10 protein-coding genes are annotated in these 13550 nt (G+C 59.0%); 3 read left to right on the forward strand and 7 right to left on the reverse strand.

Annotation, left to right across the window (positions count from 1 at the left end; translation table 11 throughout):
• Window positions 1-32 precede the first annotated feature (32 nt).
• From NVV72_02720 to NVV72_02735, 4 genes are all read right to left on the reverse strand, one after another.
• Window positions 33-1064 carry a cupin-like domain-containing protein gene (locus NVV72_02720; GenBank protein MCR6658293.1) on the reverse strand — a complete coding sequence of 344 codons (1032 nt, stop codon included), beginning with the start codon at window positions 1062-1064 and terminating at the stop codon, window positions 33-35.
• Window positions 1065-1069: 5 nt separating this feature from the next.
• Window positions 1070-1792 (reverse strand): SapC family protein, encoded by a 723-nt coding sequence (locus tag NVV72_02725; GenBank protein MCR6658294.1) that lies wholly within the window; start codon window positions 1790-1792, stop codon window positions 1070-1072.
• 16 nt (window positions 1793-1808) lie between these two features.
• On the reverse strand, window positions 1809-3299 hold the full coding sequence (locus NVV72_02730; GenBank protein ID MCR6658295.1) for a tryptophan 7-halogenase: 1491 nt from the start codon (window positions 3297-3299) through the stop codon (window positions 1809-1811).
• 89 nt (window positions 3300-3388) lie between these two features.
• Window positions 3389-6571, reverse strand: a complete 3183-nt coding sequence (locus NVV72_02735) for a TonB-dependent receptor (protein MCR6658296.1) — start codon at window positions 6569-6571, stop codon at window positions 3389-3391.
• 219 nt (window positions 6572-6790) lie between these two features.
• On the opposite strand from NVV72_02735, the gene NVV72_02740 reads away from it, so the two are divergent.
• Window positions 6791-7207 carry a hypothetical protein gene (locus tag NVV72_02740; GenBank protein ID MCR6658297.1) on the forward strand — a complete coding sequence of 139 codons (417 nt, stop codon included), beginning with the start codon at window positions 6791-6793 and terminating at the stop codon, window positions 7205-7207.
• 80 nt (window positions 7208-7287) lie between these two features.
• On the opposite strand, the gene uvrC is transcribed toward NVV72_02740, so the two are convergent.
• Window positions 7288-9186, reverse strand: a complete 1899-nt coding sequence (gene uvrC, locus NVV72_02745; GenBank protein ID MCR6658298.1) for an excinuclease ABC subunit UvrC — start codon at window positions 9184-9186, stop codon at window positions 7288-7290.
• Between the two features lie 179 nt (window positions 9187-9365).
• On the opposite strand from uvrC, the gene NVV72_02750 reads away from it, so the two are divergent.
• A complete protein-coding gene (locus tag NVV72_02750; protein MCR6658299.1) occupies window positions 9366-10553 on the forward strand; it encodes an acyltransferase in 1188 nt (395 codons plus the stop codon).
• On the opposite strand, the gene NVV72_02755 is transcribed toward NVV72_02750, so the two are convergent.
• On the reverse strand, window positions 10554-11027 hold the full coding sequence (locus NVV72_02755; protein ID MCR6658300.1) for an NUDIX domain-containing protein: 474 nt from the start codon (window positions 11025-11027) through the stop codon (window positions 10554-10556).
• Window positions 11028-11266: 239 nt separating this feature from the next.
• Here NVV72_02755 and NVV72_02760 point away from each other — a divergent pair, with 239 nt between their 5' ends.
• Complete coding sequence (locus NVV72_02760) at window positions 11267-12016, forward strand: SDR family oxidoreductase (protein MCR6658301.1); 750 nt, start codon at window positions 11267-11269, stop codon at window positions 12014-12016.
• A gap of 3 nt (window positions 12017-12019) precedes the next feature.
• Here the strand turns inward: NVV72_02760 and NVV72_02765 are convergent, their stop codons facing one another.
• Window positions 12020-13546 carry a DUF853 domain-containing protein gene (locus NVV72_02765; protein MCR6658302.1) on the reverse strand — a complete coding sequence of 509 codons (1527 nt, stop codon included), beginning with the start codon at window positions 13544-13546 and terminating at the stop codon, window positions 12020-12022.
• Between the last annotated feature and the right edge of the window lie 4 nt (window positions 13547-13550).

The following is a 13550-nucleotide window of genomic DNA, read 5'->3' on the forward strand; positions in this document are numbered from 1 at the left end:
AGGGCAGACTGTCAACCATCTTGCCGGGCGTATTATCGGTTCAGCTTGTTGAGCAATATGGCCCGCAGTCGGCGGGCCTTCATCTCGTCCATCGGCCCCAGGTTGCCGCGGGCGTGTTCAGGCAGATGCGCGCCGGCGCGCTCGGCCGGACCGAACACATAGTAGTCGAACAGGTCGCGCCAGGCGTCCTTCTCCGCCTGCGGCCGGTCACGCAGAGAGAGCAGCGCGTGCAGCAGTGTATTTTGCGGCGTATCCATGAAAGCCGGCGAGGTGTTCCACCAGTAATTGATGAGGATATTGAATGGTTCCAGCGCCTCGACATGATGCCACCACAGGGCCGGATAGAACAGCAGATCGCCGGGTTCCAGTTCCGCCACCTGCCCGGCCGCGACCGCCTCCCGAAAGCGCGGATAACGGTCGAAATCCGGATTATTGAAATCGACCATGCTGATCACCTGCCCGCCGGGCGTCGGCTCCAGCGGACCGGGATAGAGATTGGCCACCTGGTCCGGCGGAAACAACGTGAAACGCCGCTTACCCGCAACACAGACCGCCAGATTGTGCGACATGTCGTAATGCGCCGTGGCCGTGGTGCGGTTGCCGATCCAGATGCTGGCCAGCGGCGGATTGGCGGCAAACATCGGGTGGTTGAGCACCAGTTCGTCATGCGCCCGCAAACCCGGCAGGAACAGGTCGAGATCGGTCGAACCGATGTAAAAAGACGGCGGGTTCGGATCGTCTATATGTTCGGCGATCCGATCAAGCGCCTCATTGAGGTCGCTCCGCCCGCCTTGGAAATTGAAACCCGTGACGTCTTCATTGTAGGCAAAGCGCCCCGCCTGTTCCGGTTCGGCGACAAAAAGCGTTACCGGCCGCCCCTGGTAGAAACCCTTGAGGTAATCCATGGCGGTCTGTGGAGACGTGAGTCCGGCCTGCACCAGCGGCCAGTCCCGCGCCACGCCCTTCATGATGAGCGGCGCCTGCTCGGCCATCAGGTCGTCGTAAGGTATCCGGTCAGGCGAGATGCCGGTAACGACGCGGGTTCTGGCAATAACGCCCGACATATCCGTCAGGCGCCCTGTAGCTTGCGGGTCTTGAGCGCGATCAGGTGCGGCACATTGCCAAGCGAGGTCAGCACATAAAAAGCCATGGCCAAATAACCACGCGCATTGAGACCGGCCAATACGGCGCCCTCCAGCCCCGCCAGCGCTTCACCATTGATCGAGAACAGGTCGGGAATATCGTAGCCCAGCTCTTCATTGATACGGATATCGACCTTGACCGGCGCCACAAGACCGGCCTCAAGCCAGGCAGCAAAAACCTCGTCATTGAGGCCCAAGCCGCTGTGAAGCGTGCGCAGAACCTGAAGATAATGCTCCAGAACCGGCGCATTGCCGCCTTGCGGCTTGAACAACGGCTCTCCCTCGCTGCGGCTGACACGGGGATGCGCAGGCTCCATCAGCATCATCGGCCCTTCGCCATCGCTCCCTTCGCGGAAACCCAGCAGGAAAGGCCCGCGCGCCTGCTCGGCCGGCACATAACGGGCATTCCAGCCATTGCTGTCGAGAAAAAGGTTTTCATCGCGGTCAAAGCCCAACAGGGCGACAGCATAAAAGCTTCCCTCTGCATCACGACGGAAAAAGATGGGATATTCGCGCTGGACCTCGGCAAACTCATTCGGATAAACCCGCACCTGGTTTACGGCGTCGCCAAAGGCGGCGGCATGGCCGGTAATGACGCGCAGGTCGTGATGCGCGACATTATCGAGAAGCACGGGTTTGCTGTTTTCCATATTCATCAGGTCCATTTTAAACGACGGCGGTGGGGCAATATTGCTTCAGGAAAGCCTCTTGCGGCATCATATTGGCCACGGTGTTATCAACCGTCGCCTTGAGGCCGTCAAACACCTGTTTCATATCGGTTTCGTTCATGAGCGCGCCCAGTCGATGCCAGCCTTGCGGTTCCAGCCGCTGCCCCAGCATGACCTGCGCCCACGAATCCGTCCGGAACAGCTCCCCCGGTTCCTGGTAAGCCATGCCCGACTCGCGGAAGAGGTCGATGCGGGCCTGTAAAGAGTCCGGCACGTCCATCACCGCATTTTCCGACCAGAAGGACGTGTCGGTGCGCTCGGTCAGCTTGTAATGCAGTATGACGAAGTCCCGCGCATATTCGGCCTCCCGGTCGGACAATTCATTATAGCGCGCCACCAGCGCGTCATTGATGCCGAAGAACGGAAAATTCTGGATCAGGTTCAGTACGGACTTCTGGAATAGATGAATGCTGGTCGATTCCAGCGGCTCGATAAAGCCACTGGACAGGCCCATGGCCACGCAGTTCTTGTTCCAGATTTTCCTGCGCCGGCCCGTCTTGTATTTGATCACCCTGGGCGTATTTACCATCGGTGCATCCAGGCTCTTCGTCAGAAGCATGTGCGCCTCATCGTCCGACATATGGGCACTGGAATAGACCAGGCCATTGCCGACACGATTCTGAAGCGGAATGCGCCAGCGCCAACCGGCGGTGTGGGCCACGACTTTCGTATAGGGCAAGGGGGCGCCCGCGGACTCGGTCTGCACCGCCAGGGCCCTGTCTGTTCGAATCCAGTGGCTCCAGTCTTCATAACCGGTGTCCAGCGTCTCCTCGATCAGCAGGCCACGGAATCCAGTGCAGTCAATGAAGAGATCACCCTCGATCGCCTCTCCGGAGGCCAGAGTAACCGAGGTGATAAAGCCCGTGCCGGCGTTCTGCTGGACGCTAACAATCTGGCCTTCCTGACGCTTGACGCCGGCCTCTTCGCTCAGCTTGCGCAGGTATTGGCCGTAGAGCACCGCATCCAGATGATAGGCGTAATTGATGGACAGGTTCTTATGGAGCTGAAACTTTCCGGCCATCGCCGCTTTCGTTTCCAGGCTGTAGTCATCCAGCGAGCCGCCAAGTCCCTTTGAGCGGGCTTCCAGCCAGATATTATAAAAATGCCCCATCCAGGGCGATTTCCCAAGCGTGCCGAAAGAGTGGAAATACCGGTCACCCTCTCGCCCCCAATTTTCAAAATCGATGCCGAGTTTGAAGGTCGCCCCTGTCTCACGCATGAACGCCTGTTCGTCGACGCTGATCAGATGGTGAAACGCCCGCACGGTGGGGATGGTCGATTCACCGACGCCCACAATGCCGATATCGCCCGATTCAATCAGGGTTATGTCAAGCACAGCCCCGAGCAGACGCGACAGGGCGGCGGCCGCGCACCATCCCGCGGTCCCGCCGCCGGCGATCACTACCTTTTTTATCACCTGTGCATTCATCCGCCTGTTCCTGTTCGCTTGACCGTCTATAAAAAAAGGAAGGCCGCATTGTTATGCGGCCTTCCCCTCAAGTTAAACCGTTATCTGGTTTAGAACTTGTAACGAATACCAACGTCGTAACGTGTATCGAGTTCCTGATACATGACAACATCGGTCGGCACGCGGATATACTGCACCACATGTTCGCGGTTGATGTTCAGGGCCTCGAACGTCAGCATGAGGTTCGGACGCAGTTCGTAGTTCAGAGTCGCATCCCACTGGCCGAAGGCCGCGACATAACGACCACCGTTTTGCGACGCATTGGCCTGGGCCAGATACTTGTCGCGCCAGTTGTAGACGATCCGGCCTTCGAACCCGTATTTCTCGTAGATACCCGTGATGTTGTAGGTATTGCTGAGACCTTCCAGGGCGAACTGGTTGCTGCCGTTTGGATCGGCGGCATCATCGAGCGCCACGTCACCGTTGACCGTGGTGCCGCTGGCGGCGATGCCGAAGCCGGTGTCGCCGAAGAAGTGCTGGATGGCGAATTCGAACCCGTCAATATTAGCCGTATGGTTATTGACCGGTTGCGAAAGGACGAATGTCGCCAGGGGATCAGCGCTGTTGCTGACGACCTTCCAGTTGGGGTTGCCCCACAGGTAGACCGAAAGGGCATCCGTATCCGCAGAGACGTGTCCGTCCGGCGCGGTATTGGTGTTCCATTCGTTCAACGCCGTCGCCACATCCCCGCCAGCCTGATCGATGAGGATCGTCATAGCGGACAGGTTATTGGTGTTGGTGGGGACGCCGATGCTCTGAAGAGCCGTGACCGCAGCGCCCGAACGCGTGCCTGCCTTGCCGGAGGCCGGATCGGTTATGCCGAACAACGTGGTATTGGTTGTCCCGTTGCCGACGAAGTTCTGCACGGCCTTACGATAATAGCCCAGCGAAACATAGCTGTTCTTGCCGTAATACCATTCAGCCGACAGATCGAAGTTTTCCGAAACCAGCGGCTTCAGGGCCGGGTTGCCCGATGAGGCCCGGTAAATGCCGCCATTATAGCTGGCATCACCCGGTGCGCCGACACTGGTCGTGGCATACATCGAGCTGTACTGCGGGCGCGCATTCGTCACCGAGAACGACATACGACCAATCAAATCGTCGGTGATATTCATCGCCATATCAAGGCTCGGCAGCAGGTTGCTGTAGTGAGACTTCACAGCATAGGGCTGAACGTCCGTGCCCTGAACAACCGAGAAGTTGTTCTTCTGATCCCAGCGCAGACCGGTCGGGATGTTCTGATAGGCGGTAACTGTGACATCCGTATTTTCATAGCGCACACCGGCCAGAATTTTGACCGGACGGCCAACGAGCTCAGACTTCATGGAGAACTGGGCGTAAGCGGCCGTAACCTGCTCGTCAACTTCGTTATGGGCGAAGCCGTTGAGTTTAGGTGTGTTGGCCTTGGCACCGCCTGAAGGCAGAACGTTCGCAAAGGTCGGGCTGCCGTAATAGGCCTTCAGACCGTTGTAAGCGTCCACCGCATTATAGCGGTAAGCCGTACCGTCAGCCGACGGCATGTCGACCGAGGTGAATTGGCAGCTCATGCAGAAGGTCTTGATATCCTGGGTGCCATACTTTTGCAGATCGCCAGGGTTGAGACCGCCCCAGTCACCGAACTGCGCCTGATAGCCAGTGAATTCGGATTCGTTGACATTCTTGTAGGCGTCAAGACCAAAGCTCAGCTTGCTGTTTTCATCAACCTGATAGGTGGCGTCAAACTTGGCCTGCTGAAGCTCGTCGGTCTGCTGCGAGAAGTACTGATTGCTGTAGCCCGAAGCGAGCGATGCGATGTCCTGCTTTCCTGTCACCGACTTGGTCGGATCGAGCACAACATTTTGAATCGGCGCAGCCAGTTCACCAAAGGTGGTGGTGTTCGACTTCACGTAGGTCTGGGCCGAGCTGACTGTGTCCGAAGAAGAGCCATCCGGATTGTTGCCACCCGAGCTGGACTTGGAGGTCGACAGATCGGCCGACAGGGTCCAGTTGTCATTCGGGTGATATTTGACATTCAGGCCCGTCGACTGGATCGTGGATTCCACGGCGCGCAGTTCGTTTTCGTAACCCTGATCCTTGCCGGTCGGGATCGTGTCGGTTGCCGAAATCGCCGACTTGATGATCGGGTTATCGTCAAACGTGATGGCCGCGTAAGGGCTGCGCGAAAACCAGTTGGTCAGTTCGGAGCGCGCTTCCTCTGCTTCCACATGCGTGTAGAAGCTGTTGGCCGTGACGGTCAGATCTTCGGTGGGGTTCCAGCGCAGGGTGACGGCGGCGTTGGAACGCTTCAGCGAATTTTCCGCATATGTCAGGCGGCTGTCGGTCGGCACAGCGATCAACTGATTCATGTCGGTCGGCGCATTGGTGATGTTCGCCGCCGCAGGCGCCTGGCCGGTCGTCAGCCACTTGGCGTAGGTCTGGACGTTCCAGGAGTTGACGGTGTCCGAACGGGTCGAACCGGTCTTTTCCTGATAGGAACCAAACAGGGCGACGCCGAAATTGCTGGAATCGTTGGTCCACTGATAGGCGCCCGAGATTTCCGGTGTGACGCTCTTCTTCTTCAAAACAGTGCCGAGGCCCGGATTATCGGTGGTCAGAGCCTTGACCGTGAAGCTGCCCTTCGAGCCCGAATGGGCGAGCGGCTGCAGGGTGGCGACATTGATGGTGGCGCCGATGCCGCCGGAGTTAAGGTCGGCGCGGCCGGTCTTGTAGACCTGAACGGCCGAAACACCATCCGATGCGATATTGCTGAAATCGAACGCACGGGTGTTGCCCTGATTGCTGTCAGCGCCCTGACCGCCGCCGATGACACCGATGGTCGAAGCCGGCATGATGCGGCCATCAACGGTCGTCATGTTGTAGCCCGGACCGAAACCGCGAACCGTGATCTGTTGACCTTCGCCGTTGACACGGTTGATCGATACGCCGGTGACGCGTTGCAGCGAGTCAGCCAGGTTGGTGTCCGGATACTTGCCGACGTCTTCGGCCGAGATACCGTCGACCACACCGTCGGCGTTTTTCTTGATGTTCATCGAACGCTGCAGCGAGCCGCGGATACCGGTGACGATAATCACCGTGCCGTCGTCCGCCGGCGCTGCCGCCGGGGCGGCGTCCTGAGCCGCGTCCTGCGCGAACGAAGGCGCGGCGATGGCGCAAATGGCCAGCGTCGAAACGCCACCCAGGAACGCTGTACGCAACACACCACCGGCGCGTTTCCCATTTACTCTACTTGTCATGTAGTCCTCCCAACTTTGGTTTTTATGACAGACAGCGCGCCAGTCCATCGGGCGTCGTTTGAAAAACGATGCCCCCTCCAGACAGACGCAGTTCTCCGTTCCGCAACGCCGGCTCATCCGGCACACGGTTGAAGTTTTTGCGGAAAGCCATGCCCACAACGGACATGCCCGCCTATTTCTACGAACGCTTACTAATCGAGACCGGACGCGGGCCTGTACTTGAGCCCCAAAAAGACCAGTCCGGATTTCCCGACAACGTTGTCAGTATCAAATTCGATCATTAAACGCTATAGACGCATTTATGCCGCAATGAAAAATTCCGGCGCTTCCTTCTCCAAACTTATCATTATCGCCGCGACCGTTTTTATGGCCGCAGTCCGCCGCAGTCCCTTTCCGGGCATGGTTTTCCCACTCCGGTCCGGTTTTGGTACGTTAGCGGTAACACCCAGCCTCAAAACCGTCAATTATGGAAAAAGCCCAATGCACATTTTTATGTGTGATTTGCAATTATGCAACAATACCGACGTCCGAAACACAGTCACAGCCATTAATTGTAATATTATTGAATTAATTGATGCTACAATTACGCACGGTTTTTGGCTTTTTTCCCACTCGTCTGATTCGCCCGATCTATGAAAATTCGGTTTTTGTCACTTTCTGAAACCGGCACATAATACCGAATACTAATTTCCGTATGGGCAGTTCATGCGGCCAGTTCACCCCCCATGAAAGAAGTCATATATCTTCTGCGCCAGGGCGGCACTGACGCCTTCAATCTTCATCAGTTCATCGACCGTGGCGCGGCCGACCTCACGGCCTGAGCCAAAAGCCGCCAGCAGGGCGCGCTTCTTACGCGGGCCGATGCCCTCGATTTCGTCGAGCGGATTTTTGGTGATGGCGGCGTCGCGCTTCTGGCGGTTGGCGCCGATGGCATAGCGGTGGGCCTCGTCGCGCAGGCGCTGCAAGTAATAGAGCACCGGTGATTTCGGCTCCATCATGAAGGGCAGCCGGCCGGGCATGAAGAAGCGCTCCATACCGGCATCGCGGTCCGGCCCCTTGGCCACGCCGACAATGGGGATATCCTCCAGCCCGAGTTCGCTCATCACCGCCAGAACCGCATCGAGTTGTCCCTGCCCGCCATCGACCAGCACCAGATCCGGGCGGCCGAAATTCTTCTCGCCTTCGGGAAGGTCCTTTTCCTTGATCAAGCGCATGAAACGCCGGCGAAAGACTTCCGCCATCATGGCGTAATCGTCACCCGGCCTGGTATCGAGATCACGGATGGTAAACTTGCGGTATTGTCCCTTCAGAAACCCTTCCGGGCCGGCCACCACCATGCCGCCGACCGCATGGGTGCCGCCGAGGTGGGAGTTGTCATAGACCTCGATCTGCGTCGGCGGCGCGTCCAGCCCAAAGGCTTCACAAACCCCTTGCAGCAGCTTTGATTGCGCGCTGCTTTCCGCCAGCCGGCGGCCCAGTGCCGCGCGGGCATTGTTGAGCGCGTGCTGTACCACCTCGCATTTGTCGCCGCGCTGCGGACGCACCACCTGCACCTTGCGTTCGGCTTTCAGGCTTAACGCCTCCATCATCAAATCGGCTTCATGCAGGTCGTGCGACACCAGGATGAGGCGCGGCACCTGCCGGTCCTGGTAGAATTGCCCCAAAAACGCATCGAGAATGCTGCCGGCATCATCCTCCTGATCGACACGCGGGAAATAGGCACGATCGCCCCAGTTCTGGCCAGCGCGATAGAAAACCACCTGCACGCAGGCCGCGCCGCCTTCGTTGAACACGGCGAAGACATCGGCCTCTTCCTCGCGCAGATCGACCGAGGCAGACAGCGAGACATGGTTGAGCGCCCTGACCCGGTCACGCAGATGGGCGGCGCGTTCGAAATCCATATCGTCTGAAGCCTGCATCATCTCTTTTGACAGGCGATCGATCACCGCCCGGCTTTTGCCCTTCAGGAAATCGTGCGCCTGCTTCGCCAGGTCGCTGTAATCGGTCAGGCTGATGACACCGGTGCAGGGCGCGCTGCACCGTTTTATCTGGTGCAACATGCACGGACGGGTGCGCGAGGCATAGACGCTGTCGGTGCAGGTGCGCAGCAGGAAGGCTTTCTGCAGGGTGTCCAGCGTGCGGTTGACCGCCTGGGTCGAGGCAAACGGGCCGTAATAATCACCAGGAATGGTATGGGCGCCGCGATGCTTGGTGATCTGCGCCGCCTCATGATCCTTGCGCACCAGGATTTCGGCGAACATCTTGTCGTCGCGCAGCAACACATTGTAACGCGGCTTCAGCGCCTTGATAAGCCGTGCTTCAAGCAGCAGCGCCTCACCCTCGGTATCGGTGCGCAGCAGGACCATTTCATGGGTCAGGGCAACCATGCGGGCAATGCGCTGGGTATGAAAGCGGCCCTGCGCATATTGCAGCACGCGCTTTTTCAGCGATTTCGCCTTGCCGACATAAAGCACTTCACCGTCATGCCCCAGCATCCGATACACGCCGGGCTTATCGGGCGCCAGCGCCGCCTCGCGCCGGATCAGGGCCGATCCGATCAGTCGGGGCTCTGGTGCTTCAATTGTGATGTCTGGGTCTTCGGCGTCTGGGGTCATTACGGGCTTATTAGCATGAATTGGAGCTTGTATATGGGAAGCCTGACGCAAAATCACACAGGTTTCCGGCAGCAGAGGCCACAACTGAAACAATCCGGCAATCACGCGTCCGTGATTGTGATTTGGTGTATGGCGCGCATTGCCCTATATGGGGGCATCACCTCCGCCATCGAGACTCAATGACGCCCGCCGCTTCCCTGACGCCTGCGCCGAAATCGCGCGAAATCCGCGCCCTGACGGGCCTGCGCGGAATCGCGGCCCTGTATGTGGTCTTCTTCCACGCCAACGGCCTTCACGCCTTTCCGATGGCGGTGCGCCCCTTTGTCAGCCACGGCTACATGGCGGTCGACCTGTTCTTTATACTGAGCGGCTTCGTCATGGCCATGACCTATGGCGGCCTGTTCGAGCACGGTTTCGACCTGAAGAATTTCAAAACATTCCTGCTACTGCGCCTGGCGCGCATCTATCCGCTCTATATCCTGATGACGGTCATCACCGCCGTGATGATCACCACCGTGCTCAGCGACACCTACCGCTTTGACGATAGTGTCCTGCGCGCCCTGCCCTTCAATATCACCATGAGCCACGTCTGGGGCCTGGCCTATTCGATCGTGCCGCCGTCGTGGTCGATCAGCACCGAATGGGCGGCCTATCTGCTGTTTCCCGTTAGTATCTTCCTGGCCCTGTGGCTGCCGCGCCGCTATGCCCTGATGGGCGTGGTGGCGGCTTTCGGCATCCTGATCGCCGTGGCCTATGGCCCGCAGTGGATGACGCACCACCCGTACAAGGGCATCGGCAAGCTCGACGTCGTCCATTCCTACGCGCCGGGCACCACCCTGCGCTGTCTGGCCGGCTTCTATATCGGTCTCGTCGCCTTCCGCTTCAAGGATCTGGTGCCGGCCCGCGCCGCCGGGCTGTTCCTGCCGCTGGCCCTGTTCCTGCTGTGCTATAAGTCGAACGATGTCTGGCTGGTCGCCGTCTTCGCCGGCCTGATCATGAGCCTGAGCCATGATGAAGGCGTGATCGCCCGCCTGCTGCAAAACCGTGTCGTCTACTGGCTGGGCCTGGTGTCCTTCGCCCTCTATCTGGTGCATGACCTGGTGCAGAAGATAATACTCAAGTCCTTCCCGGCCTGGGGCGTCGATCTCGGCCTATCGAAAATGACCTGGGTGTTCGTATCGGTGGCCATATCGCTGGGCCTCGCCGCTTTGGCGCACTACTATTATGAAAAGCCGTCGCGCGTCTGGGCCCGTAACCTGATAAAGGCGCTGGAAGCCCATGCACCGGTCCTCAGCCGCGCCAACTATGTCAAACTGGCCAATTATGTGCGTTCGGTCGCCGTGCGCCCGACGACGCCAGCGGAATAGTCACCAGATCGGATCGGGTGGAAAGCCCATAAGTGCTTCTTGTATGCGTCTTAGCGAGCCTTCATTAATATTGTCCGGCAACGCATCAAGCGCAAAAAATCCGACATTCTTTATCTCGGCGTGCGAGGTCATCGGCACGTCTTCATACCGGTCGACGCGGAACAACAGGACATGATCGCCGGGAAAGAACTGTTCGTTGCTGTGAACCGACAGGAGTTTCGGCTGCTCCAGCGGATTGACGCCGGCTTCCTCGCGCAGTTCGCGCGCCACCGCCTGGTGCGCCGTCTCGCCGGCATCGACTCCGCCGCCCGGCAGCCACCAGCCTTCGAGATAGGTATGCTCGATCAAAAGCACCTCGCCCTTCGGATTGACCACCAGCCCGCGCACGCCGAGCGTCTTGCCCCGCGTCGCCCGCGAATAGGCGAAAAACAGCGGCCGTGAATAGGGTTCTACAACGCGTTTCCAGTCTTCCATGGATATACGATGGCGGCATCAGGGCACCGATGCAAGGCTGGAACGACACTCTGTCGGATTAAATATCGTTTATGTCGCCGTGATTAAACGTGAACAGCGACCGCTTACCCCTTGTCTCCTCCGTGTAAGCCGGTTATCAAAAACCATTCATCTGCGGAGTCTGTCCATGCTCGCCATTTCCATCCTCGGCCTGTTCCTCATTTTCATGGCCATTATGAACATCATCGACTTCGGCCGCGTTGACTAAGACTGCTCTAGTCACCGGCGCCGCCAAGCGGATCGGTCGCGCCATTGCCATCGCCCTGGCCAATGCCGGTTACGATATCGGTGTCCATTATGGCCAATCGCATGATGATGCGTTGGTGCTTGTCCGCGAACTGGAAACACTGGGCGTAAAGGCCCACGCCATTCAGGGCGATCTCAACGATGTGGCCAATGTCGCCGGCCTGATCACCAAGGGCCGTGAAGCGCTCGGCCCCATCGATGTCCTCGTCAACAACGCCTCTGTCTTCGCCGATGACCGCGCCCGCAGTCTGACCATCGATAGCTGGCAGATGCACATGGACACCAATCTTCTGGCGCCCGTTCTGCTCTCCCAGGCGTTTGCCGCGCAAAGCGATATCCGCGCAGGTGCTTCGATCATCAATATGATCGACCAGCGGGTTCTGAAGCCCTCCCCGCCCTTCTTCAGCTACAGCCTGTCCAAGGCCGGCCTGTGGCACGCCACGCGCACCCTGGCGCAGGCGCTCGCGCCCCATATCCGCGTCAATGCCGTTGGCCCTGGCCCGACCCTGCGTTCGATTCACCAGAGCGAAAAGGATTTCGACCGAGAGGCCCGCTCGACCCTGCTGCAAAAGCCGACCTCACCGGAGGAAGTGGCCGCGGCGGTGATTTACTTATTGAACGCCCCCAGCGTCACCGGCCAGATGATCTGCGTCGACTCCGGCCAGCATCTGAACTGGAAGACACTGGATATGTTTGATCTTTAAACCCTACCGCCGCCGCTTGGCATTCCCCATCATGCCGCGGATCAGCGAACCGGCGATGGCAATGCCGATCGAACGGATAATTGGCACGGCGACCGAAGTCACCGTCTTGGTCATTTGGGCCGCCGCCTTTTCCTTGGCCTTCTGTTCAGCCAGGCGCTCACGTTCTTCCAGCTTCGCCTGTTGCGCGGCGGCCTTGGCGGCTTCCTTTTCGGCGGCGGAAGGCGGCGGAGGCGGCGCATCGGCCTGCGCCTGGGCAAGCTTGGCGCTCAAAATCTCGTAGGCCGACTCGCGGTCTTTCAACGTGTCATAGACACCGGCCACCGGCGACTTCGCCATGATATCGGCGCGCTCCTGATCGGTGGCCGGTCCCATGCGCGAAGCCGGCGGCCTGATCATCGCCCGGTCGCAAATATTGGGAATGCCCTTCACGTCGAGCAGCGACACCAGCGCCTCGCCCGTGCCCAGTTGCTGGAGAACCTCGATCGTCTTGAAGGCCGGATTTTCGCGGAAGGAATCCGCCGCCGCTTTCAGGCCCTTCTGTTCCGAAGGCGTATAGGCGCGCAGGGCGTGCTGCACGCGATTGCCGAGTTGCCCCAGCACCGTATCGGGGATATCGGCCGGATTCTGCGTGATGAAATAGATGCCGACGCCCTTGGAACGGATCAGGCGCACCACCTGCTCGATCTTTTGCAGCAGGGCGGGCGACGCCTCGTTGAACAGCAGATGCGCCTCATCGAAGAAGAAGACGAGACGCGGCTTTTCCGGATCACCGACTTCGGGCAGTTCCTCGAACAGCTCCGACATCAGCCATAGCAGGAAGGTCGAATAGAGCTTCGGGTTCTGCATCAGCCGGTCGGAGGCCAGGATATTGACATAGCCCTTGCCGGAAATATGGGTGCGCATCAGGTCTTCCAGCCGCAGGGCCGGTTCGCCGAAGAAATGCGCCGCGCCCTGGTTTTCCAGGGTCAGCAGATTGCGCAGGATGGTGGCCACCGTCGTCGGCGAAATCTGGCCGTAGGTCTGGCTGAGGTCCTTCGCATTATCCGAAATATGGTTGAGCATGGCGCGCAGATCGTTGAGATCGAGCAACAGCAGCCCCTCCTTATCCGCCACGGCGAAAGCGATGTTGAGCACGCCTTCCTGCACATCGTTCAGTTCTAATAGGCGCGCCAGCAAAAGCGGTCCCATCTCGGAAATGGTGGCGCGGATCGGATGGCCCTTCTCGCCATACAGATCCCAGAAGATGACCGGCGCGGCCGTCGGCTGAAGGTCAAGCCCCATCGATTTGGCGCGATCCAGCACCTTGTCATTAAACTGACCCGGCTGCGAAATGCCGGACAGGTCGCCCTTGATATCGGCGGCGAAGACCGGCACGCCGGCATCGGAAAAGGCCTGGGCCAGGATCTGGAGCGTGATCGTCTTGCCCGTGCCGGTGGCGCCGGCCACGATGCCGTGGCGATTGGCACGGCCATAGAGCAATATTTCCGGCTGGGTGGCCTGCCCGACAAAAGCACCTGTAGAATCCGCCATGATC

Origin of the sequence: Asticcacaulis sp., from assembly GCA_024707255.1 — a bacterium.
Lineage (GTDB): Bacteria > Pseudomonadota > Alphaproteobacteria > Caulobacterales > Caulobacteraceae > Asticcacaulis.

Excerpts from the sequence above, each read along its gene's own strand:
- NVV72_02720 (MCR6658293.1), bottom strand. The coding sequence starts at position 1,064 with ATGTCGGGCGTTATTGCCAGAACCCGCGTCGTTACCGGCATCTCGCCT.
- NVV72_02725 (MCR6658294.1), bottom strand. The coding sequence starts at position 1,792 with ATGGAAAACAGCAAACCCGTGCTTCTCGATAATGTCGCGCATCACGAC.
- NVV72_02730 (MCR6658295.1), bottom strand. The coding sequence starts at position 3,299 with ATGAATGCACAGGTGATAAAAAAGGTAGTGATCGCCGGCGGCGGGACC.
- NVV72_02735 (MCR6658296.1), bottom strand. The coding sequence starts at position 6,571 with ATGACAAGTAGAGTAAATGGGAAACGCGCCGGTGGTGTGTTGCGTACA.
- uvrC (MCR6658298.1), bottom strand. The coding sequence starts at position 9,186 with ATGACCCCAGACGCCGAAGACCCAGACATCACAATTGAAGCACCAGAG.
- NVV72_02750 (MCR6658299.1), top strand. The coding sequence starts at position 9,366 with ATGACGCCCGCCGCTTCCCTGACGCCTGCGCCGAAATCGCGCGAAATC.
- NVV72_02755 (MCR6658300.1), bottom strand. The coding sequence starts at position 11,027 with ATGGAAGACTGGAAACGCGTTGTAGAACCCTATTCACGGCCGCTGTTT.
- NVV72_02765 (MCR6658302.1), bottom strand. The coding sequence starts at position 13,546 with ATGGCGGATTCTACAGGTGCTTTTGTCGGGCAGGCCACCCAGCCGGAA.